The sequence below is a fragment of the Streptomyces yaizuensis genome, from assembly GCF_034961445.1.
Lineage (GTDB): Bacteria > Actinomycetota > Actinomycetes > Streptomycetales > Streptomycetaceae > Streptomyces > Streptomyces yaizuensis.
Genome location: NZ_BSBI01000019.1, coordinates 71,686 through 92,979 on the forward strand (window position 1 = coordinate 71,686; position 21,294 = coordinate 92,979).

Annotated in this window: 17 protein-coding genes and 1 tRNA gene; 7 read left to right on the top strand and 11 right to left on the bottom strand. The window is 73.5% G+C overall.

Annotated features, from left to right (window positions below):
• Positions 1-5: 5 nt before the first annotated feature.
• Positions 6-1,127 carry a glycosyltransferase family 39 protein gene (locus SYYSPA8_RS33720; RefSeq protein WP_323451236.1) on the top strand — a complete coding sequence of 374 codons (1,122 nt, stop codon included), beginning with the start codon at positions 6-8 and terminating at the stop codon, positions 1,125-1,127.
• A 991-nt stretch (positions 1,128-2,118) separates the two neighbouring features.
• Here SYYSPA8_RS33720 and hutI read toward each other — a convergent pair.
• From hutI to hutU, 5 genes are all read right to left on the bottom strand, one after another.
• Complete coding sequence (gene hutI, locus SYYSPA8_RS33725; RefSeq protein WP_323451237.1) at positions 2,119-3,297, bottom strand: imidazolonepropionase; 1,179 nt, start codon at positions 3,295-3,297, stop codon at positions 2,119-2,121.
• The gene (locus SYYSPA8_RS33730) at positions 3,294-3,797 is read right to left on the bottom strand and encodes an NUDIX domain-containing protein (RefSeq protein WP_323451326.1); all 504 of its coding nucleotides are present in this window, start codon (positions 3,795-3,797) and stop codon (positions 3,294-3,296) included. Before SYYSPA8_RS33730 ends, hutI begins: the two co-directional genes overlap by 4 nt.
• Positions 3,798-3,927: 130 nt before the next feature.
• On the bottom strand, positions 3,928-5,283 hold the full coding sequence (locus SYYSPA8_RS33735; RefSeq protein WP_323451238.1) for a formimidoylglutamate deiminase: 1,356 nt from the start codon (positions 5,281-5,283) through the stop codon (positions 3,928-3,930).
• The gene (locus SYYSPA8_RS33740; RefSeq protein WP_323451239.1) at positions 5,274-6,470 is read right to left on the bottom strand and encodes an allantoate amidohydrolase; all 1,197 of its coding nucleotides are present in this window, start codon (positions 6,468-6,470) and stop codon (positions 5,274-5,276) included. Before SYYSPA8_RS33740 ends, SYYSPA8_RS33735 begins: the two co-directional genes overlap by 10 nt.
• 764 nt (positions 6,471-7,234) lie before the next feature.
• A complete protein-coding gene (hutU, locus tag SYYSPA8_RS33745; RefSeq protein WP_323451240.1) occupies positions 7,235-8,926 on the bottom strand; it encodes a urocanate hydratase in 1,692 nt (563 codons plus the stop codon).
• Positions 8,927-9,050: 124 nt separating this feature from the next.
• On the opposite strand from hutU, the gene SYYSPA8_RS33750 reads away from it, so the two are divergent.
• A complete protein-coding gene (locus tag SYYSPA8_RS33750) occupies positions 9,051-10,370 on the top strand; it encodes a type III PLP-dependent enzyme domain-containing protein (protein WP_323451241.1) in 1,320 nt (439 codons plus the stop codon).
• A 27-nt stretch (positions 10,371-10,397) separates the two neighbouring features.
• On the opposite strand, the gene SYYSPA8_RS33755 is transcribed toward SYYSPA8_RS33750, so the two are convergent.
• Complete coding sequence (locus SYYSPA8_RS33755) at positions 10,398-10,961, bottom strand: hypothetical protein (protein WP_323451242.1); 564 nt, start codon at positions 10,959-10,961, stop codon at positions 10,398-10,400.
• A 201-nt stretch (positions 10,962-11,162) separates the two neighbouring features.
• On the bottom strand, positions 11,163-11,999 hold the full coding sequence (locus SYYSPA8_RS33760; RefSeq protein ID WP_323451243.1) for a MurR/RpiR family transcriptional regulator: 837 nt from the start codon (positions 11,997-11,999) through the stop codon (positions 11,163-11,165).
• 151 nt (positions 12,000-12,150) lie between these two features.
• On the opposite strand from SYYSPA8_RS33760, the gene SYYSPA8_RS33765 reads away from it, so the two are divergent.
• On the top strand, positions 12,151-12,585 hold the full coding sequence (locus SYYSPA8_RS33765) for a hypothetical protein (RefSeq protein WP_323451244.1): 435 nt from the start codon (positions 12,151-12,153) through the stop codon (positions 12,583-12,585).
• A gap of 575 nt (positions 12,586-13,160) precedes the next feature.
• On the opposite strand, the gene SYYSPA8_RS33770 is transcribed toward SYYSPA8_RS33765, so the two are convergent.
• Positions 13,161-14,558 (bottom strand): cystathionine beta-synthase, encoded by a 1,398-nt coding sequence (locus SYYSPA8_RS33770; RefSeq protein ID WP_323451245.1) that lies wholly within the window; start codon positions 14,556-14,558, stop codon positions 13,161-13,163.
• 149 nt (positions 14,559-14,707) lie between these two features.
• Here SYYSPA8_RS33770 and SYYSPA8_RS33775 point away from each other — a divergent pair, with 149 nt between their 5' ends.
• The 3 genes from SYYSPA8_RS33775 (at position 14,708) to SYYSPA8_RS33785 (ending at position 18,418) form a co-directional block, all read left to right on the top strand.
• Positions 14,708-15,820: an SGNH/GDSL hydrolase family protein gene (locus SYYSPA8_RS33775; protein WP_323451246.1), complete on the top strand. Its 1,113-nt coding sequence runs from the start codon at positions 14,708-14,710 to the stop codon at positions 15,818-15,820.
• 118 nt (positions 15,821-15,938) lie between these two features.
• The gene (locus SYYSPA8_RS33780; RefSeq protein WP_323451247.1) at positions 15,939-17,159 is read left to right on the top strand and encodes an acetyl-CoA C-acetyltransferase; all 1,221 of its coding nucleotides are present in this window, start codon (positions 15,939-15,941) and stop codon (positions 17,157-17,159) included.
• A gap of 365 nt (positions 17,160-17,524) precedes the next feature.
• A complete protein-coding gene (locus SYYSPA8_RS33785; protein WP_323451248.1) occupies positions 17,525-18,418 on the top strand; it encodes a hypothetical protein in 894 nt (297 codons plus the stop codon).
• A 70-nt stretch (positions 18,419-18,488) separates the two neighbouring features.
• On the opposite strand, the gene SYYSPA8_RS33790 is transcribed toward SYYSPA8_RS33785, so the two are convergent.
• Positions 18,489-18,815, bottom strand: coding sequence for a hypothetical protein (locus SYYSPA8_RS33790; protein WP_323451249.1), 327 nt, complete (start codon positions 18,813-18,815; stop codon positions 18,489-18,491).
• A gap of 99 nt (positions 18,816-18,914) precedes the next feature.
• Here SYYSPA8_RS33790 and SYYSPA8_RS33795 point away from each other — a divergent pair, with 99 nt between their 5' ends.
• Positions 18,915-19,145 (top strand): DUF4287 domain-containing protein, encoded by a 231-nt coding sequence (locus SYYSPA8_RS33795; protein ID WP_323451250.1) that lies wholly within the window; start codon positions 18,915-18,917, stop codon positions 19,143-19,145.
• A gap of 114 nt (positions 19,146-19,259) precedes the next feature.
• Here the strand turns inward: SYYSPA8_RS33795 and SYYSPA8_RS33800 are convergent, their stop codons facing one another.
• Complete coding sequence (locus tag SYYSPA8_RS33800) at positions 19,260-20,138, bottom strand: Bax inhibitor-1/YccA family protein (RefSeq protein WP_323451251.1); 879 nt, start codon at positions 20,136-20,138, stop codon at positions 19,260-19,262.
• A 512-nt stretch (positions 20,139-20,650) separates the two neighbouring features.
• Positions 20,651-20,733, bottom strand: a tRNA-Leu gene (locus tag SYYSPA8_RS33805).
• Positions 20,734-21,294 lie beyond the last annotated feature (561 nt).

Genomic DNA, 21,294 nt, shown 5'->3' on the forward strand with positions numbered 1-21,294 from the left:
CCGGCATGCCCCAGCTCCTCCTGAGCGCCGTCCGGCACGCCCGCGCCGCGCTGCTCCTCTACGCCGGGATCCGCGCCCTCGGCCTCGCCGCCCTCTTCCTCTGGGCGCACCTCGCCGACCGGGATGCCCTGGTGCTGCTCTCGGGGCGGTGGGACTCGCTCTGGTACGTCCGCGTCGTGGAGCACGGCTACGACTTCACCCTCACGGCGCCCGACGGCCGCGTCCTGTCCGACCTGGCCTTCTTCCCGCTGCTGCCCTGGCTGGAGGAGGGCGTCTCGGCGCTCACCCCGCTCTCCCCCGGGCACGCGGGCGTGGTGATCAGCGCGCTGGCGGGGCTCGCGGCGGCCTGGGGGATCTTCCTCCTCGTGACCGAGGTCGCCGGGGAGCGCACGGCCCTGTTCACGGTGGGGCTGTGGGCGGCGCTGCCGGTGGGGATCGTGCAGTCCATGGCGTACAGCGAGGCCCTGTTCACGGCGCTGGCCGCGTGGGCGCTGTACGCGACCGTACGCGGGTCCTGGCCGCTCGCCGGGGCGCTCGCGGCACTCGCCGGGCTGACCCGGCCGGTGGGCATGGCCGTCGCGGCGGCGGTGTGGGCGGGCGCGTATCTCGCCCTGCGCCACGGCACCGGCCGGCGGGCACCGGTGCTGTGGGGCGCGGCCCTGGCACCGCTGGGCGCGGCGGGCTACGTGCTGTGGGTGGGCCACCGCACCGGGAACCTGATCACCGGCTACCTCGATGTCCAGGGCGCGTGGGGCAACGGCTTCGACGGCGGTCTTGCCTTCGGCCGCTTCATCGCGGACCTGCTGCTGGGCCCGGCCTTCCCCGCGGGGCTCGCGCTGCTCGCCGGGGTGGTGCTCCTGGGCCGGCTGTACTGGGCGGGCGTCCGCCAGGGCCAGCCGCCGCCGCTGCTCGTCTACACCGGGATCGTGCTGCTCCTGGCGCTCTGCTCGTCCGCCTACTTCGGCTCCAAGCCCCGGCTGCTGATGCCCGCGTTCCCGCTGCTGATCCCCCTGGCGGCGGCCCTGGCCCGGACAACGGCGGCGCGCGCCCGCGCGGTGCTGGCGGGGATGGCGGCGGGGGCGGCGGTGTACGGGGCGTTCTGGCTGCACGGGTCGGGTCCGCCGTAGATGTCTTCGGGGGAGCAGTCCCCGGGCCCCTGCGCCTCAAGCGTCGGCGAGGCTGGATTTGCTCGGGTTGCCGGTGCCCCCAGGGGTGGGGGTGCGGCTGTTGTGTCGGTCACCCCGGGCGGGGTGGGGGGTCCGTCCTCAAACGCCGGACGGGCTTGATTTGTGCGGGTGATCGTCGGGGACCAGTCCCCGAGCCCCTGCGCCTCAATCGCCGGCGGGGCTTGTTTTGTGCGGGTTGCCGGTGCCCCCAGGGGCTGGTTTGTGCGGGTGATCGTCGGGGGCCAGCCCCCGAGGCCCCCGCGCCTCAATCGCCGGCGAGGCTTGTTTTTGTGCGGGTTGCCGGTGCCCCCGGGGGTGGGGTGCGGGTGGTTGTCCGGTGGCGGGTTGGCGGTGGCCTCCGGGCTCACCTCCTCGGGGTCGGCGGACCGAAGGCCATCCGTCAGCGCGAGCCGGACTTCCCGCCGATCCCCTGCGGGGGCGACCCTGCACCCCCCACCCACAGACCCCAGGAACACTCACCAGCTCACCGCACACAGTGTCATCGGCCCGAACGGGGGGAAAGAACACGGCCAGGCCCTCGTCCGAAGCCCGCCCGGGACGACCCGGGACGAAACCGGGACCCGCACCCCTTTTCCCCCCAGCTGGGGTACCGGCCGCCCTCCGGCTGGTCCGTGGGCGGGGGTGCAGGGTCGCCCCCGCAGGGGATCGGCGGAGACCCACCCGCACAGGACTTGGTGAGTACGCTCGCCGACCCCGAGGAGGTGAGCCCGGAGGCCCCGCCAACCCGCACCACACCCGGACCCGGAACCACCCGCACAAAACCGCCCCGCCACCGTCGACCCGCACACAACCCGCCTCGCCGACGATCACCCGGCAAAATCCAGCCCCGCCGGCGATTGAGGCGCAGGGGTTCGGGGACTGGTCCCCGACAACGGACCCGCACCCCCCGGGTGCACAGACGAACAACCCGCACAGCCCGGCAAAAGGACGGTCAGACCTCCTTGCGCCCCCCGCGCCAGACGTCCGTGACGAGCGGAACCCCCGGCCGGTACGCCAGGTGCACGGTGCTGGGCGCGTCCAGGAGCACCAGGTCGGCGCGGGCGCCCGGGGTGACGCGGCCGATGTCGGTGCGCCGCAGGGCGGCGGCGCCGCCCGCCGTGGCCGACCACACCGCCTCGTCCGGGGTCATGCCCATGTCGCGGACGGCCAGGGCGATGCAGAACGGCACGGACGACGTGAACGACGAGCCCGGGTTGCAGTCCGTGGACAGGGCGAGAACGACCCCCGCGTCCAGCAGCCGCCGGGCGTCGGGCCAGGGCGCCCGGGTGGAGAACTCGGCGCCCGGCAGCAGCGTGGCCACCGTCGAACCGCTCGCGAGCGCGTCGATGTCGGCGTCGGTCAGATGCGTGCAGTGGTCGGCACTGGCCGCGCCCAGCTCCACGGCGAGCCGCACCCCCGGCCCGTGACCCAGCTGGTTGGCGTGGACGCGGGGGGTCAGCCCCCGCTCCATCCCGGCCGTGAGCACCGCACGGGCCTGGTCGCCGTCGAAGGCGCCGCGCTCGCAGAAGACGTCCACCCAGCGGGCGTGCGGGGCGCAGGCGTCGAGCATGGGGCCGGTGACCAGGTCGACATAGCCCGCCGGGTCGTCGGCGTACTCGGGGGCGACGATGTGCGCCCCGAGATAGGTGACCTCGTCGGTGTGACGGGCGGCGATCTCCAGTGCGCGGGCCTCGTCGTGGACGGTGAGCCCGTACCCGGACTTGGTCTCGACGGTGGTGGTGCCCTGGCGCAGCGCCTCGGCGAGATAGCGGGTGAGCCCGGCTTCCAGCTGGGTGTCGGAGGCGGCCCGGGTGGCGGCGACGGTGGTGCGGATGCCGCCGGCCCGGTAGGGCTGTCCGGACATCCGGGCGTCGAACTCGGCGGTGCGGTCGCCGGCGAAGACCAGATGGGAGTGGGAGTCGACGAAACCGGGGAGGGCGGCGCGGCCGCCGGCGTCGTGGACGGCGTCGGCGGCGGGGGCGTCCCGGGCGGGGCCCGCCCACACGAAGCGGTCGCCGTCGATGACGACGGCGGCGTCCGGGACGGGGGCGAGGGGGCCGGGCCCGCAGCCGGGGACGCCGGGGTCGTTGGTGACCAGTACGCCGATGTTGGTGATGAGGGTGGTGCTCATGTGGTCCTCTCGCCGGCCGGTTCCCCACCGGGCCGCCGTGGTCCGGCGGGCCCGTCCAAAGTCACGTCGTCTTCGCCCTCGCCCAGGATCAGGCGCCGGTGCGCCTCCTGGAGCCCGTCGGGGAGTTCGTCCGGGCGGCACCAGCGGGCCTCCAGGATCTCCATCGGATCGATCCGCAGTTCGCCGCCGACGAGCCAGGCCTCGTAGGCGACTTCCGCCCGCAGCCGGTACCCGCTGGTCAGCCGGAGCAGCCGGCCCGTACGCACATCGAGCCCCGTCTCCTCCTTGACCTCCCGTACGACCGTGTCGTGGAACTGCTCGCCCTTGACCGCGTACCCGGTCGGCAGCCCCCAGGGGCGGGACGCGGACCACAGCCGGTGGCGCAGCAGCAGCACCCGCCCCTCGTCGTCCCGGACCAGACCGGTCACGCCGACCATGAACTTCGCGTGGGCCAGCCACATGATCCGCCACTGCGCCGGGCCTCTGATGCCCCGCCACATCCGGGCGATGAGCCGTTTCACTCCGCCGCCGCCTCTCCGCCGGTCGTCACCGCCGCCGTCGTCACCGTCGTCACCTTGTGCGCCCAGCATCACCGCAGGGAGCGGTACGGGTCCAACCGGGGGAACGGGATCAGTCCTTCCGCAGGGCGGCGACGGCCGCGACGAGGGCGCCCGCCGGATCCGGGACGGTGGTGTGCGCTCCGGAGCGGACGACCCTGCGGCCCGCGACCACCACATCCGTCACGTCGGCCGCCGTCGCCGCGAAGACCACCGCCTCGGCCGCGAGCCGGGGGACGGGACCCGCGGTACGGACGGAGTCCAGCGCGACGGCGGCGAAGTCGGCGGCGGCCCCTGGTTCCAGCCGGCCCGCCTCGGGCCAGCCGATGGCGGTGTGCCCGGCCCCGGTCGCGGCCCGCAGCAGGGCGGCGGCGGTCCAGTGGCCCCGTACCCGCGTCCGCAGCCGCTCGTCCAGTTCCAGCGCGCGGGCCTCCTCCAGCAGGTCGATCACGGCGTGGCTGTCGCTGCCGAGCGAGAGCGGACAGCCCGCACGGGCCAGGTCGGCGGCGCGGCCGATGCCGTCGGCGAGGTCGCGTTCGGTGGTGGGGCACATGCACACGCCGGTGCCCGCGTCCCCCAGCAGCCGGATGTCGTCGTCGGTGAGATGGGTGGCGTGGACGGCGGTCACCGTGGGCTTCCAGAAACCGGAGTCGGCGAGCAGCCGGGTGGGGGTGCGGCCGTGGACCGCCCGGCACGCCTCGTTCTCGGCGGGCTGCTCGGAGAGGTGGACGTGGACGGGGACGCCGTCGGTGCGTTCGGCGAAGCGGGCGTAGTCGTCGGCGGCGGAGAACGCGCGTACCGAGTGGACGGCCGCGCCGATCCGCGCGTGCCCGCCGGGCGCGGGCCTCAGCCGGGACCAGCGCTCGTACCAGGCGTCCGCGTCGCCGTCGCCGAAACGGAGCTGCGGGCCCGCGAGCGGGGTGTGGCCGCCCGGTCCGAGACCGCCGTGGAGATAGACCGTGTCGAGGAGGGTGATCCGGACGCCCGCGTCGGCGGCGGCCGCGATCAGGGCCTCGCCCATCGCGTTGGGGTCGGCGTACGGGACGCCGCCGGGGCCGTGGTGGAGATAGTGGAACTCGCCGACGGCGGTGATCCCCGCGAGCGCCATCTCCGCGTACACCGCCCGTGCGAGGGCGTGGTACGCGTCGGGGGTGAGCCGCCCCGCCACCTCGTACATCACCTCCCGCCAGGTCCAGAAGGTGCCGGAGCCGACCTGCACGGTGCCGCGCAGGGCCCGGTGGAAGGCGTGCGAATGGGTGTTGGCGAGGCCGGGGACGGTCAGTCCGCGCAGGATCTCCGCACCGGGCGGAGGCGCCTCGGCCCCGGTCCGTACCGCCTCGATCCGCCCGTCGCGGACATCGAACGCCACACCCGGCTCGACATGGGTGCCGAGCCAGGCGTGTTCGGCCCAGTACGTCGTCAGCGGCACGCCAGTCCCTCCAGTACGTCGGTGAGCGCCGCCACCCCGGCCAGGCAGTCGTCCTCCGTCGCGGACTCGGCCGGGGAGTGCGAGACACCCGTGGGGTTGCGGACGAAGAGCATCGCCGTGGGGACGGAACCGGACAGGATGCCCGCATCATGCCCCGCGCCGGTGCCGAGGACGGGGACCGCGCCGCCCAGGATGCGGTTCAGCTCGTCCCTCAGGGTGTGGGCGAACTCGACCACGGGGGTGAACGACTCCCGTACGACCGCGAGGTCCACGCCCTCGCGCCGGGCGCTCTCCTCGGCGGCCTCCCGCACGGCGGCGACGAGGGCGTCCAGCGTGTCCTGGTCGGCGGCGCGCGCGTCGAGCCAGCCCCGCACGAGGGACGGGATCGCGTTGACGCCGTTGGGTTCGACGGCGACCTTCCCGAAGGTCGCGACCGCGCCCGCCAGCTCCGCCCGGCTGCGGGCCGCCAGCACGGTGGCGGCATAGCCCAGCATCGGGTCGCGGCGGTCGGCGAGACGGGTGGTGCCCGCGTGGTTCGCCTCGCCCGCGAAGTCGAACCGCCAGCGGCCGTGGGGCCAGATCGCGGACGCGATCCCGACGGCGTCACCCGTCAGCGCCAGGGCACGGCCCTGCTCGACGTGCAGCTCCACGAACGCGCCGATCCGGGAGAGCCGCTCCGGGTCGGGTCCGATGGCGTCCGGGTCCTGCCCCGCCGCCTCCATCGCCCGGGCGAGCGTGACCCCGTCCGCATCCGTGAGCGCGTGCGCCGCCTTGCGCGTGAGCCGCCCGGCACTGAGCCGGGAACCCACGCAGGCGAGCCCGAAGCGGGCCCCCTCCTCATCGGTGAAGTTCACGATCCCCAGCGGGCGCACGGGCCGCGCCCGCAGCCCGTCCACCGCCGCGAACGCCGAGACGACACCGAGGGGCCCGTCGAAGGCACCGCCGTCGGGCACGGAATCCAGGTGCGACCCCGTCGCCACGGCATCCCCGTCGGCCGGGTCCCCGAGCCAGGCCCACTGATTGCCGTTCCGGTCGACCTCGTACCGCAGGCCCCGGGCCAGCGCCTGGTCCCGGAACCAGGCGCGGCAGTCGGCGTCTGCGCCCGTCCAGGCGTGGCGGCGGTAACCGCCGCGGGGGTGGCGGCCGAGGGGGGCGAGGTCGCGCCACATCTCGACGAATGTTTTCATGCGGGCTCCTTGTGGTGCGGGTCCCTGGCGGGCGGCGGTGCGGATGCGGTGCGGGTCGGTTGTGCCGGTCACCCCGGGCGGGGTGGGGGTCCGTCCTCAATCGCCGGACGGGCTGAATTTGCTCGGGTTGTCGTCGGGGACCAGTCCCCGAGCCCCTGCGCCTCAATCGCCGGCGGGGCTTGTTTTGTGCGGGTTGCCGGTGCCCCCCGGGGGCGGGGGGCGGGTGGTTGTCCGGTGGCGGGTTGGCGGTGGCCTCCGGGCTCACCTCCTCGGGGTCGGCGGACTACGGGTCATCCGTCCAGCGCAAGCAGGACTTCCCGCCGATCCCCTGCGGGGGCGACCCTGCACCCCCCACCCACACACCCCAGGAACACCCACCAGCTCACCGCACACAGTGTCATCGGCCCGAACGGGGGAAAGAACACGGCCAGGCCCGACGCCTCGTCCAGAGCCCACTCGGGACAACCCGAGACGAAACGCGAGCCCCGGCCCCTTCTTCCCCCAGCGGGGGTACCGGCCACCTCCGCTGGCTGCGTGGGCGGGGGTGCAGGGTCGCCCCCGCAGGGGATCGGCGGAGACCCACCCGCACACAACCCCGTGAACACGCTCGCCGACCCCGAGGAGGTGAGCCCGGAGGCCCCGCCAACCCGCACCACCACCCGCGCCAGGGACAGACCCGCACAAAACCAGCCCCGCCGGCGTTTGAGGCGCGGGGGCCTCGGGGGCTGGCCCCCGACCACCACCCGCACAAAACAAGCCCCCCGTCACGCCCCCCGCCCGGCCACCCCCGGCGCAGGCCCGTCCCCTTCCGCCATGGGGATGCGAACCCCCAACGCCGACGCCACCCCCTCCGCCGCCTCATACCCCGCGTCCACATGCCGCACCACCCCCATCCCCGGATCGTTCGTCAGCACCCGCCGGATCTTCTCCCCGGCCAGCTTCGTGCCGTCCGCGACGGTGACCTGTCCCGCGTGGATGGAGCGGCCCATGCCGACGCCGCCGCCGTGGTGGATGGAGACCCAGGACGCGCCGGAGGCGACGTTCACCATGGCGTTCAGGAGGGGCCAGTCGGCGATGGCGTCGGAGCCGTCGCGCATGGCCTCGGTCTCGCGGTAGGGGGAGGCGACGGAGCCGCAGTCGAGGTGGTCGCGGCCGATGGCGAGGGGGGCCGTGAGTTCGCCGCTGGCGACCATGTCGTTGAAGCGTTCGCCGGCGCGGTCGCGTTCGCCGTAGCCGAGCCAGCAGATCCGGGCGGGGAGTCCCTGGAAGTGGACGCGTTCCCCGGCGAGGCGGATCCAGCGGTGCAGGGATTCGTTCTCGGGGAAGAGGTCGAGGACGGCCCGGTCGGTCCTGGCGATGTCGGCGGGGTCGCCGGAGAGGGCCGCCCAGCGGAAGGGGCCCCTGCCTTCGCAGAAGAGGGGGCGGATGTAGGCGGGGACGAAGCCGGGGAAGTCGAAGGCGCGGGCGTATCCGGCGAGTTTCGCCTCGCCGCGGATGGAGTTGCCGTAGTCGAAGACTTCCGCGCCGGCGTCCTGGAAGCCGACCATGGCTTCGACATGGCGGGCCATGGACTCGCGGGCCCGCAGGGTGAAGTCGGCGGGCTTCCCGGCCGCGTAGGCCGCCATCTCTTCGAACGGAATGCCTACGGGCAGGTAGGCGAGCGGGTCGTGGGCGGAGGTCTGGTCGGTGACGATGTCGACGGGCGCGCCCAGTTCCAGGGCGCGCGGCAGGAGTTCGGCGGCGTTGCCGAGGACGCCGATGGAGAGGGGCCGGCGGGCGTCGCGGGCCTCGGTGGCGAGGGTCAGGGCGTGTTCGAGGGAGTCGGCGCGGACGTCGAGGTAGCGGTGCTCGATGCGGCGTTCGATGGCGCGCGGGTCGCAGTCGATGCAGATGGCGACGCCGTCGTTCATGGTGACGGCGAGCGGCTGGGCGCCGCCCATGCCGCCGAGGCCGGCGGTGAGGGTGATCGTCCCGGCGAGGGTGCCGCCGAAGCGTTTGGCGGCGACGGCGGCGAAGGTCTCGTAGGTGCCCTGGAGGATGCCCTGGGTGCCGATGTAGATCCAGGATCCGGCGGTCATCTGGCCGTACATGGTGAGTCCGAGGGCTTCGAGCCGCCGGAACTCCTCCCAGGTGGCCCAGTCGCCCACCAGGTTGCTGTTGGCGATGAGGACGCGCGGGGCCCATTCGTGGGTCTGCATGACGCCCACCGGGCGGCCGGACTGGACGAGCATGGTCTCGTCCTGTTTCAGCGTGGTGAGGGTGCGGACCATCGCGTCGAAGGAGCGCCAGTCGCGGGCGGCCTTGCCGGTGCCGCCGTAGACGACGAGCTGGTCGGGGTGTTCGGCGACCTCGGGGTCCAGGTTGTTCTGGAGCATCCGCAGGGCGGCTTCCTGCTGCCAGCCCAGGGCGGTCAGTTCCGTGCCGCGCGGGGCCCGTACCGGGCGGGGTCCTGACATGGGCGGTGCCTCCTGGTGACGGTGACGACGACCGTGATGTTGAGGTATCCATTCACATCCTTATTGAGTGAATACTTCTAGTCAACAGCTGCGCCGGGGCCACCGGCCGTGTTTGGCTGGCGATATGAGCACAGAGCACGCAGAACGCCGGAACCATGCCGTACGAGCCGCAGTCGAGCAGGGCCTCCTCGGCGAGGAGGAACCCGTCGTCGCCCTGCTGGACATCGACGGGATCAGGGAGTCCGCCGCAGCGCTGCGGGAGGCGTTCGCGAGTGTCACGGACGCGCCCGTGCTGCACGCCTTCGCCGTGAAGGCCGCACCGCTGGTGCCGGTCCTGGCCCTGCTGAACGCCGAGGGCATCGGCGCCGAGGTGGCCAGCCCCGGCGAGCTGGCCCTCGCCCGCGCCGCCGGCGTCCCGCTGGAGCGGACCGTCCTCGACTCCCCCGCCAAGACCCCCGGCGAGCTGCGCGACGCCATCGGCCTCGGCATCGCCCTCAACGCCGACAACCCGCAGGAACTCACACGTATCGATGAGCTGGCCGGCGGCGCGGACCGGCTGCCCCCGCTCGGCATACGGGTCAATCCGCAGACCGGCGCCGGTTCGATCGGCGCGCTGTCGACGGCGACCGCGACCTCGAAGTTCGGTGTGGCCCTGCGCGATCCGGGCGCGCGCGCCGCCGTCGTCCGGATGTACCGGGACCGCCCCTGGCTGACCCGTCTCCATCTGCACTCCGGCTCGCAGGGCGTCGCGCTCACCCGGATGATCGAAGGCGTACGGGAGGTGTACGCCCTCGCCGAGGAGATCAACTCCGCCGTCGGCCGCCGACAGGTCGACACGATCGACATCGGCGGCGGACTCCCCGTCAACTTCTCGTCCGACGAGGTACGGCCGACCTTCGCCGAGTACGCGGCCCTGCTCAAGCGCGAGGTCCCGGGGCTGATGGACGGACGGTACGGGCTGGTCACCGAGTACGGGCGGGCCCTGCTCGCCAAGCACGGCACGATCCTCGCCCGGGTCGAGTACGCGAAGACCGCCGGCGGCCGCCGGATCGCCGTCACCCACGCGGGCGTCCAGGTCGCCACCCGGACCGTGTACGACCCTGCCTCCTGGCCGCTGCGGATCGCCGCGTACGACGCCACGGGCCGGCCCAGGGACGGCGCCCCGGTCGTCCAGGACATCGCGGGCCCCGCGTGCTTCGCGGGCGACCTGCTGGCGGAGGGCCGGGAGCTGCCGCCGCTGGACCAGGGCGACGTGGTGGCCGCGCTGGACACCGGCGCGTACTACTTCTCCAACCACTACGGCTACAACACCCTGCCCAGGCCCGCCGTGCACGGCTTCACCGCCGACGGCGAGCAGGTCGCGTTCCGGCTGGTACGGGCCGCGCAGACCACGGCGGAGCTGGTGACCGAGGCGGGCGGGGACCTGGCGGACGCGCTGCTGTAGCGCCGCACCGGCCCGGCCGTCGAAGGCTCAGCGGCGGCGGGCGCCGCCCGGCGCCGCGTCCCCCGCCGCGATCCCGGTGGTGCGGAACTCGGTCACCGCCCCGCCGACGGCCCCCGCCGCCGCGGCCCGGTCCGCGCGCACCCAGTACAGCGTCTCCCGTTCGCTCTCCCGGTGCCCGATCCACAGCGCCTTGGCCCACAGGCCCGCGCCGACCCCCGCGAGCAGCAGACCGCCCGCGCCGGGCAGGGCGAAGGAGGAGCCGACGGCCGCGAGGAAGGCGAGCGGATAGACCCAGCGGCGGGCCCGACGGCGGGCGCGCAGGGTCACCCGGCGGTCCTGGAGGATGTCGGTACGCCCGGCGCGGACGGCCCCGTCCGCGAGCCGGGTGTACCGGCCCCGGCGCGCCAGGGCGGTGACGGCGGCGGCGACCAGCAGCAGCGCGGCCCCCGACAGCAGCCCGATCCGGCGGCCCGTCAGCCCCGGCAGCAGCGCGCCGACCCCGGCGGCGAGCAGCCCCAGCCACCACAGGGGCGCCGCCCCGGCCCGTACCACCACCGCGACCCTCGCCAGCGACTGCGCCCCGCGTCCCACGTCCGTACGCTCCCGTCTCTTCCGGCCTGTCGGCCCGTCGACCTGTCGACCTGCCGACCTGCCGACCTGCCGACCTGCCGACCTGCCGACCTGCCGTCGGGCCGGGAGGTTAGTCCCGGTTTCTGAGTGCCGTCTGAGAGAACGTGCCCACGCCGGCGGAGGTCACTCCGGACGGGTACGCGCACACGGGCCCGGGGGCGGTCAGCCGGCGAAGAGGCCGCGTTCCGCCGCCCGCGCGTCGAACTCCTCCAGCCGGGCCTGCGCGTCGGGCAGTTCGTCGCACATCGCCTCCAGGAGCACCCGCCCCAGCAGCATCGGCGCGCACACGGTGTCGAAGGAGAGCCCGGTGCCCACGGCCGCCGGGAGCAGCAGATCGCTGTGCGCGGCGACCGGCGCGAACGGGGAGTCGGCGACCGTGACGACGCTCAGCCCCGCGGCGCGCGCGTACTCCAGCGCCTCCACGACCTCCTTGGGGTGGCGGGGCAGCGCGAAGCAGAGCAGGGCCCCGGCGCCCGCGCGGCGGGCCGCGTCGATCCGGTCCGCGAGCAGGGTCCCGCCCTCGTCCAGGACCCGGACGTCGGGGTGGACCTTGGCGGCGAAGTAGGCGAAGCCGCGCGCCTGGGCGGCGGCGGCCCGCAGGCCGAGGACGGGCAGCGGGCGGGAGGCGGCGAGGAGCCGGCCCGCGCGTTCGACGGGCGCGGGGTCGGCGAGCACGTCCGCGAGCCGGCGCAGGTTCTCGATCTCGGCGTGCACGGCCTGCTGGTACTCGTTGGGCACGTCCTCGGCGGGCGCGTTCCCGGGCGGCGCGATCTCGCGCAGATGACGGCGGAGGGCGGGGTAGCCGTCGAAGCCCAGGGCGACGGCGAAGCGTGTGACGGACGGCTGGCTGACCCCGGCGACCTCGGCCAGTTCCACGCTGGACAGAAACGGCGCCTCGGCCGCCCGCCGGACCATGCTGTGGGCGATCCTGCGCTGGGTGGGGGTGAGCCGGTGCCCCTCGAAGAGCTGTTGCAGTCGTGCGGCAGGGCTGTCGCTCATGCCTTCCCTCTCGTCGCGTCACCAACCGGCCGGGCCGGCCGGGCAGCGTCGCCGCCGCTGTCACATCATCCGTCAGCGGACGGGCCCGGTGGCCCGAAAGGGGGGCTAACCCCACTGACGCGGGCCCGGCGGTTCCGTAGCGTTGGGGACCATGGAAGCCCGTGACCCAGAGCTCAAGAAGGAACTGGACGCCACCCTGCACGCCCGCCGCGAGCTGGGCGAGGAGTACGAGCCGGCGCTCGTCGAATCCTTCCTGGAGAAGGTCGAGCGGCGGATCGACAGCACGGTGGACCAGCGGGTGCGCCGGCAGCTCGCCGAGCAGCAGATGGTGGTGGCACGGGGTGCCCGCTCGCCCCAGCGGCCCGGTGACGGGAATTTCGGCGACCGCTTCGGCTTCGGGGTCGTCTCGCTGATCCTGGCGGTGCCGCTGTCCGCGATCGGAGTCGTCAACGCGGGCCTGCCGGGCCTGATCACGGCCTGGCTGGGGATCGTGGGGGTGAACGCGGTGCACGGGTCGGGGGTGCTGGACCACCTGTGGGTACGGGGCAGGGAGCGGAAGTCGTCCGCGTCCGGCTGGGAGAGCTGAGCCCACGGGCCCACGGGCCCACCAGCCCACCAGCCCACCGGTCCGGGATCCCGGGCGGCGGCGGTACGGGCTGACGCGGGGGCCGCCGCTTCCCCGGCCGCCTGCCGGGGAGCGGGACGACGGCGGGCCCCCGCGTGGGACACGGTCCCGGGTCAGGGCCGGTCTCCGCGTCCGTGGCGTCCGCGGGGTCCGGGAGCCGCTCCGGAGCCCCAGGACACCGCCCGTGGCGCCGACGGCGCCCCTGCACGGGGTCCGTCGGCACCTTCCACTGTGCCCGCCTTGTGTTAAGGCGGTGCTGCGGCGACATGACACGCGCGTACCGATTGCGCGAAGCGGCCCGCGCCGGGGGCCCGGGACCCCGGCGCGGCACCTGGCCGGAAAGGGCCGCCCCCGCAGGCCGGGGCGCCGGGTGCTAGGGTCTTTCGTTTGGATCAGGCTGGGTGAGGGAGCGGGGTCTGGTGCCGTGCATCGCAAGGCGGAGGAATGAGTCCATGCGGAGCATCGGCGATTGACGACAACGCGGCGAGGTGCGGTGCCAGGGCACGCGAGCCCCAGCAAGATCCAAACGAGAGGCCCTAGTTCCCGCTGTCGGCCAGGAACGCCAGCAGGTCCTGCCGGCTCACGACGCCCTTCGGCTTCCCCTCGACCAGGACGATCGCGGCGTCCGCGTGCGCGGCCGTACCGAGGACGGTCATCAGGTCGGCCACCGGCTCGCCCGAGCCGACCTGCGGCAGCGGCGCGCTCATGTGCTTCTCCAGCGGGTCGCCGAGGTGCGCGCGCTGCGTGAAGAGCGCGTCCAGCAGCTCCCGCTCCACCACGGAGCCGATGACCTCGGCGGCCATCACGTCCGGGTGGCCCGCGCCCGGCTTGACGATCGGCATCTGCGAGACGCCGTACTCGCGCAGGACGTCGATGGCCTCGCCGACGGTCTCCTCCGGGTGCATGTGCACCAGGCTGGGGATCTGGCCGTGCGCCTTGTGGCGCAGCACGTCGCCGACGGACGCGGACGGGCCCGGGTCCTCCAGGAAGCCATAGTCGGCCATCCACTCGTCGTTGAAGATCTTGGAGAGATAGCCGCGGCCGCTGTCGGGGAGCAGGACGACGACCACGTCGTCGGGGCCGAGCCCTTCCGCGACCCGCAGCGCGGCGACCACGGCCATGCCGCAGGAGCCGCCGACGAGCAGCCCTTCCTCGCGCGCCAGCCGGCGGGTCATCTGGAAGGAGTCCTTGTCGGACACGGCGACGATCTCGTCCGTGACGTTCCGGTCGTACGCGGTCGGCCAGAAGTCCTCGCCGACGCCCTCGACCAGGTAGGGGCGGCCGGAGCCGCCGCTGTATACAGAGCCCTCCGGGTCCGCGCCGACGACCCTGACCGCGCCGTCGCTGATCTCCTTGAGATAGCGCCCGGTGCCGCTGATGGTGCCGCCGGTGCCGACGCCCGCGACAAAGTGGGTGATCTTCCCCTCGGTCTGCTCCCACAGCTCGGGACCGGTGGTCTCGTAGTGCGAACGGGGGTTGTTCTGGTTCGAGTACTGGTCGGGCTTCCAGGCCCCGGGGATCTCGCGGACCAGCCGGTCGGAGACGTTGTAGTACGAGTCGGGGTGCTCGGGGTCGACGGCCGTGGGGCAGACGACGACCTCGGCCCCGTACGCCCGGAGTACGTTGATCTTGTCGGTGGACACCTTGTCCGGGCAGACGAAGACGCACTTGTAGCCCTTGCGCTGGGCCACGATCGCCAGGCCGACACCGGTGTTTCCGCTGGTCGGCTCCACGATCGTGCCGCCGGGGAGGAGCTGGCCGCTCTCCTCGGCCGCCTCGATCATGCGGACCGCGATGCGGTCCTTGACCGAGCCACCGGGGTTGAAGTACTCCACCTTCGCCAGGACGGTGGCCTGGATGCCCTGCGTGACGCTGTTCAGCCGCACGAGCGGGGTGTTGCCGACAAGATCGATCATCGAGTCGTGGATGCGCACAATGAATCTCCGGGGTCTCCGTAGTGAATGCGGTCAGCGTAAGCGGACCGGGACGGGATTGGGCTACGGCGCCTTCGGGGCAGTCAGCTGATGACCGACCGGTCAGTCGCCGCGGGCGGCGGGCCGGGCACGGGGAGAGGAGGCGGGCGGTGTCGAGGGCGAGGGTGGCACGGCGGATCGCGGCGGGCGCGGCCTACGGCGGCGGGGGCATCGGCCTGCTGGGCGCGGCGACCGTGGGCGTGGTGCTCGCGGAGGTGCAACTGGCGAAACGCTCGGTGGGCGGCGGCATCGCGCCGGTCCCGCCCCGGGGCGAGGGGCTGTACGGGCTGGCCTTCGGCCGGAGGGATCCGCTGCTGCTGGGGATCCTCGGGGACTCGACGGCGGCGGGCCAGGGGGTGCGCCGGGCCGGGCAGACCCCGGGCGCGCTGCTGGCCTCCGGTCTCGCGGCGGTGGTCGAGCGGCCGGTGGAGGTCCGCAATGTGGCCCTGCCGGGGGCGCGCTCGGACGATCTGGAGCGCCAGGTGGGGCTGCTGCTCGGGGACCCGTCCCGCCGGCCGGACGTCTGTGTGGTGATGATCGGCGCGAACGACGTCACCCATCGGATGCCGCCGACGCAGTCGGTTCGCCATCTGGCGTCGGCGGTGCGGCAGCTGCGGGCGGCCGGGGCGGAGGTCGTCGTCGGCACCTGCCCCGACCTGGGCACGATCGAACCGGTCTACCAGCCGCTGCGGTGGCTCGCGCGCCGGGTCTCCCGGCAGCTGGCGGCCGCCCAGACGATCGTGGTGGTGGAGCAGGGCGGGCGGACCGTATCACTGGGCGATCTGCTGGGCCCGGAGTTCGCGGCGAACCCCCGGGAGATGTTCGGGGTGGACAACTACCACCCGTCGGCGGAGGGGTACGCGACGGCCGCCATGGCGATGCTGCCGACGGTCTGCGCGGCGCTGGGGGTCTGGCCGGAGTCGGACCGTCCGGAGGCGGCCCGCGACGAGGGCGTCCTGCCGGTGGCGCAGGCGGCGGCGGAGGCGGCACAGGAGGCGGGGACGGAGGTCACGGGCGTACGGGCGCCGTGGGCCCTGCTCAAGCGGAGACGGCGGCGGAGGCTCCCGGCGGACACGGAAGGGGCAGTGGAAGGGGCAACGGAAGAGGCAGCGGGCCCGGAACCGGCGGAACCGGCACCCGGCACGGAGGACCGGCCCGGGTCGGCGGACGGCGGCGCTCCGGGGAAGGGGAATACGGACGGCGCACGACTCCCACAGAACTGAGCGCTCGCTTAGAATTGAGTCCCGCATCACACCCGGCACCCCGTGACCCCGCCACTACCAACAGGTAACTTCCCAGCGAGCCCACCCCATCCCACCTCCTCGCCCCCTTGGAGCCGTGATGCCCGAAGCCGTCATCGTCTCGACCGCCCGCTCCCCCATCGGACGGGCCTTCAAGGGCTCCCTGAAGGATCTGCGGGCGGACGATCTGACCGCGACCGTCGTCCGGGCCGCGCTGGACAAGATCCCCGGTCTCGACCCCCGGGACATCGACGACCTGATGCTCGGCTGCGGCCTGCCCGGCGGGGAGCAGGGCTACAACCTGGGCCGGATCGTCGCGGTGCGGCTCGGCATGGACCATCTGCCCGGCTGCACGATCACCCGGTACTGCTCGTCCTCGCTCCAGACCTCGCGCATGGCCTTCCACGCCATCAAGGCCGGCGAGGGCGACGTCTTCATCTCGGCGGGCGTGGAGATGGTGTCCCGCTTCACCAAGGGGTCGTCCGACGCGCTGCCGGACACGCAGAACCCGGTCTTCGCCGACGCCCAGGCCCGTACCGCGAAGGTCGCGGAGGGCGGCGTCGACTCCTGGCACGACCCCCGCGAGGACGGGCTGCTGCCGGACGCGTACATCGCGATGGGCCAGACCGCGGAGAACCTGGCCCGGCTCAAGGGGATCACCCGGCGGGAGATGGACGAGTTCGGCGTGCGCTCGCAGAACCTGGCGGAGCGGGCCCTGGCGAACGGCTTCTGGGAGCGGGAGATCACCCCGGTCACCACCCCCGACGGCACGGTCGTCAGCACGGACGACGGCCCCAGGGCCGGGGTCACGCTGGAGGGCGTCGAGGGCCTGAAGCCGGTCTTCCGCCCCGATGGCCTGGTCACCGCCGGCAACTGCTGTCCGCTGAACGACGGTGCCGCCGCGCTCGTCGTCATGAGCGACACGAAGGCGCGGGAGCTGGGGCTGACCCCGCTGGCCCGGATCGTCTCCACCGGGGTCTCGGCCCTCTCCCCGGAGATCATGGGGCTCGGCCCGGTTGAGGCGAGCAGGCAGGCGCTGGCACGGGCGGGGCTGACCGTCGGGGACATCGACCTGGTGGAGATCAACGAGGCGTTCGCCGCGCAGGTGATCCCCTCCTACCGGGAGCTGGGCATCGACCTGGACCGGCTGAACGTGAACGGCGGCGCGATCGCCGTGGGCCACCCGTACGGCATGACCGGCGCCCGCATCACGGGCACCCTGATCAACAGCCTCCAGTTCCACGACAAGCAGTTCGGCCTGGAGACGATGTGCGTGGGCGGCGGCCAGGGCATGGCGATGGTGATCGAGCGGCTGAGCTGAGCGGAGGCGGAGGGTAGGGGTCGCCCGAGGTACGAGGGCGGGACCTGCCCGCCGCCGAGGCGAAGCTCAGCGCGACCACCAACACGAGCGGCTGAGCTGAAGCCCTCCGGCCCAGCGGATCACCACGCGCCCATCACCCGCCCGCCATCGGTCCATCACCTGTCCATCACGTCGTGACAAAAAATCCCCCAGGCTGTGACCTCACACCTGGGGGATCATCATTTCCCCAGGTCAAACCCGCGATTTAGTAAAGCGCGGGCCAAAAGTCCTGTCCACTTGGTGACGTATTGCACTGACCGCGGGGTCCCCACACGGCTCAAGCTGAGGTAGGAAGTCGGGGTGTCGATCGAACCGGGAGTACGTCAGTGAGCGCTCTGCCTCTTGCCCTGCTGCTGACCACCGCCGCCGCGACAGTTGCCGGCGTCGCCGCCGTCCGTTCCGTCCGCGGGCTCCGCGAGCAGCTCGCGGCGCTCCGCTCCGAACTCGCGCGCGCCACCGGTTCGGGGGCCCTGCCCCTCGTACCGCACGCGCGTGCGACCCCCGCCGCCGAGATACGCGCGGCCGTCGCCGAGGCGCTGGCCGAGGAACGCGAACGCGAGCTGGCCGAGGCCCGTGCCTTCTGGGCCGCGCAGGAGGCCCGTGACGCCGCCGAGACGCCCGTGGCCCCCGTGCCCCTGCTGGGCGGCGGCGCCGGGACCGAGGTGCCCCTCGACGACCTGGCCGTCTATGTGCCCCGGCAGACCGATTTCGTCGGCTTCGACTCCCTGGACCTGGAGCCGGTCGACGCGCTGGACGCCCTGGACTCCCTGGACGAGCTGGACGGGCCGGACCGGCGGGACGACGCCGCCGGTCCCGCCACCGCCCTGCCGGAGGCCGACGGGGAGTCGCCCGAGCTGGCCGCCGCCCGCCGCCGGCACCCCTCGCACCCCGATTTCGTCCCCGGCCCTTCGCCGGTGATCAGCGATCACGAGCGGACCGTCACCCGGCTGGAGGCCCTCGCCGAGGCCCGGACCGAGCTGGCCGACGTCCGGCCGGGGCCGCTGGGCACCCTCGATGTCTATGTCTTCGCCGACGGCACGACGCTCTGTATGACCCCGGGCCACCGGGAGACCGCCGAGCGGCTGGCCGAGTCGCTGCGCCGGGGTGAGACGCCGGTGCTGCTGGGCGGCTCGTCGATCTCCGGGGCCTACGCCCTGACCTTCGTCTGCGGCGAGGAGGCCGTCTACATCCTCGCGGACCGGGTCGTCGTCTCTCTCTGAGCCCCGCCCCGGCTCTCCCCCGATACGCCCGATACGCCGGTACGTCTGCTACGTCCGATACGCCGGTACGTCACATTCCGGCGCGCTCCGCCGCCGCCCGGACCAGGGCGACGGCCTCCGCCAGCCCCTCCACGGCACCCGGCGGGGCCGTCCTGAGGGCCTCGGCCAGATCCGTTCCGGCCACAGTCACCTGATCCGCCGCGGCGAAGATCCCCGCGTCGGGCATGATCAGCGGGGCGGAGTCCGGGTTCTCGATGATCTGGGCACGGCGTGCCAATTCCCTGGCCAGCTCCAGTGCCTCCGCGGCCGCCCCCCGCTGGAGGCGGCTCTGCGGGGCGACCCGCAGCCGGTCGGCGAAGCGTTCCACGGCGGTGGTCAGATCGGTCGTATCAAGCACAGCGCGACCCTACGCGCAGGCCCTGGAGTGTTGCCAATACGCGCAGCCTCGGGCACGGTGGCGGGAAGGAGCACACGCGCAACGCGTCCGGAGGCGCCGATGTCCCAAGTCTTCTCCGAAGAGACCCACCGCAACCTCCTCGCCCGTATCCCCCACTGCACCGGTCGTGCGATCTCCGACTGGCTGCGCACCGTCGAGGACGGACCCTCTCTCGTCCGCTTCGAAGAGAAGGTCAGCTGGCTCCGCAGCGAACACGAGCTGTCGCACGGATACGCCAAGGCGATCATCCACGAGTACGACCTGCGGCGGGCCGCCCGCAAGCTGCTGTAGCCGGGCTCGCCCCCCGACCGGGTTCCGGAGATGGCGGAGGGCCCGCAGGCGGCTGCCTGCGGGCCCTCCCGTCCTTCGGCCGGACGGTGTGTGCCGTCCGTGCCTCCCCGCGGATCAGTCGTCGCCCGAGAGGATGGAGACCAGACGCAGCATCTCCAGGTAGATCCAGACGAGGGTCAGGGTGAGGCCGAAGGCCGCCAGCCAGGACTCCTCGCGCGGAGCGCCGTAGGTGAGACCGTCCTCGACCTGCTTGAAGTCCAGGGCGAGGAAGCAGGCGCCGAGGATGACGCCGATGACACCGAAGAGGATGCCGAGGGCACCGCTGCGCAGGCCGAGCCCGTCACCGCCGCCGAAGACGGCGAAGAGCAGGTTGACCGCCATGAGCAGCACGAAGCCGATCGCGGCGGCGCCGACGAAGCCGGCGAAGCGGCGGTTCACCCGGATCCAGCGCATCTTGTAGGCGATGAGCACGCCGGCGAAGACCGCCATCGTGCCGAGGACCGCCTGCGAGACCGCGCCGTCCGCGATGTAGGTGGACACCGCGCTGGAGATCACGCCGAGGAAGACCCCCTCGAAGGCCGCGTAGGCCAGGATCAGCGCGGGGACGGGCTTGTTCTTGAACGACTGGACGAGGGCCAGCACCATCGCGACGAGCGCGGCGCCGATCGCGATGCCGTAGGAACGGCCGAGGTTGCCCTCGTCGACCGGAAGCAGGAACCACGAGAACATCGCGGTGAGGACGACGGTGCCGAGCGTGATCGCGGTGCGCGTCACGACGTCGTCGATCGTCATCACATTGCCGCGGACGGCCGCCTCGGCACCCGGCTGGGTGTCGGCGGGCGCGTACGGGTTGGTGGCGTAGGGGTTGGTGGTGCCCTGCGCGTAGGGGTTACCGGCGACGGGGCTCCCGGCCTGCGGCTGCGCGTTGAAGCCCGCATAGCCGTTGTCGCGGCTGAACCCCCGTCGCGAGAAGACCGGGTTGCTGCTCCTCATCTCACTCCTCCATGGCCGCCGTGCGCGGCCTTGCGTCAAGAGTAATAGGGGCGCAAAGCGCGGACCCTAGTGCTGAGGGAGGATCTTTCCCGATTGTGACCTGTCAGACGCCTCCGGTGTGCTCCGGCGGAGGGGTCCGGCCCGGCCCGGCGGGCGGATCGGCCGGGGCCCGGCGGGCGGGTGCGACCGGCGCCGGCGAGGGCCGGAGGGGGCGCGGACACGGGTCCGGGCGCGGGCCGGGAGGAGGGCCCGGACGGGGGTGCCGACGGGGGTGCCGACGCGGCCCCGGGGGGCGCCGCCGTCCGTGGTCCGGGCGCGTCCCCGGCCGCCCGCCCGCGCCCCCGGGGACGGATCCGCCGGCGCCGGGGGTGGTACAGGATCGGAACAGGGGAGTCCGCTGTCACACCGGGACCGCCCCGGGGGGTGGTGCGGCGGCGTCAGGAGTGCAACTATGTGTCACCTGAAGCAGTCAAGCTTTCAACTACCCATGGCATATATTCGGTCACGCAGAGTGCCCGGAGCCGGACTCGAACCGGCACGGCCATGAAGGCCAGCGAGGTTTAAGCTCGCCGTGTCTGCATTCCACCATCCGGGCCAGACGCGTGGCTCCGCGTAAGCACATGAGCCTATCCGGGTAGATCGATACGCCCGGGCGGCCCGTGGCCCGATGTTGTCTTATTTTATTGCCGCTTGAGGGTGCGTCAGCCCAGGTGGCGATGGATCGTGAGGGGTGCGGCGGCAGAGGCCGGGCGGGACGGGTGCCGCGTGCGATTGACGGAAACTCATCGCAACCGCGAGGGCCGAAGTGGCGTCCGGTGCCCTCCCGGCCCCTCTGCCCCTCTCCTCGCCCTCCCTGCCGCCCGCCTCCACGAGCCCCGCACCCCGGCTCCACCGAACAGTCACGCGTCGCTCACCGGATCGGCCCCGCCGGGCCCTCCCCCGTACAGACGGACGAGGAGCGGTCACCCTCCGCAGTCACCCCCGGGGCGGGCGCACGCCCCCGCCCGCCGATCGCTCCCCCCGGCGCGCCCCGGCGGCTCGGGGGCGCCGTCATACCAAAGGAGGATGAGCGCTTCCCGCGGTGCGACCAAAGGGTGTCCCGGGAACGGGCACCGGGGCTGACGATCCGCGGCCGAACGGGCGACAGGATGGAGTC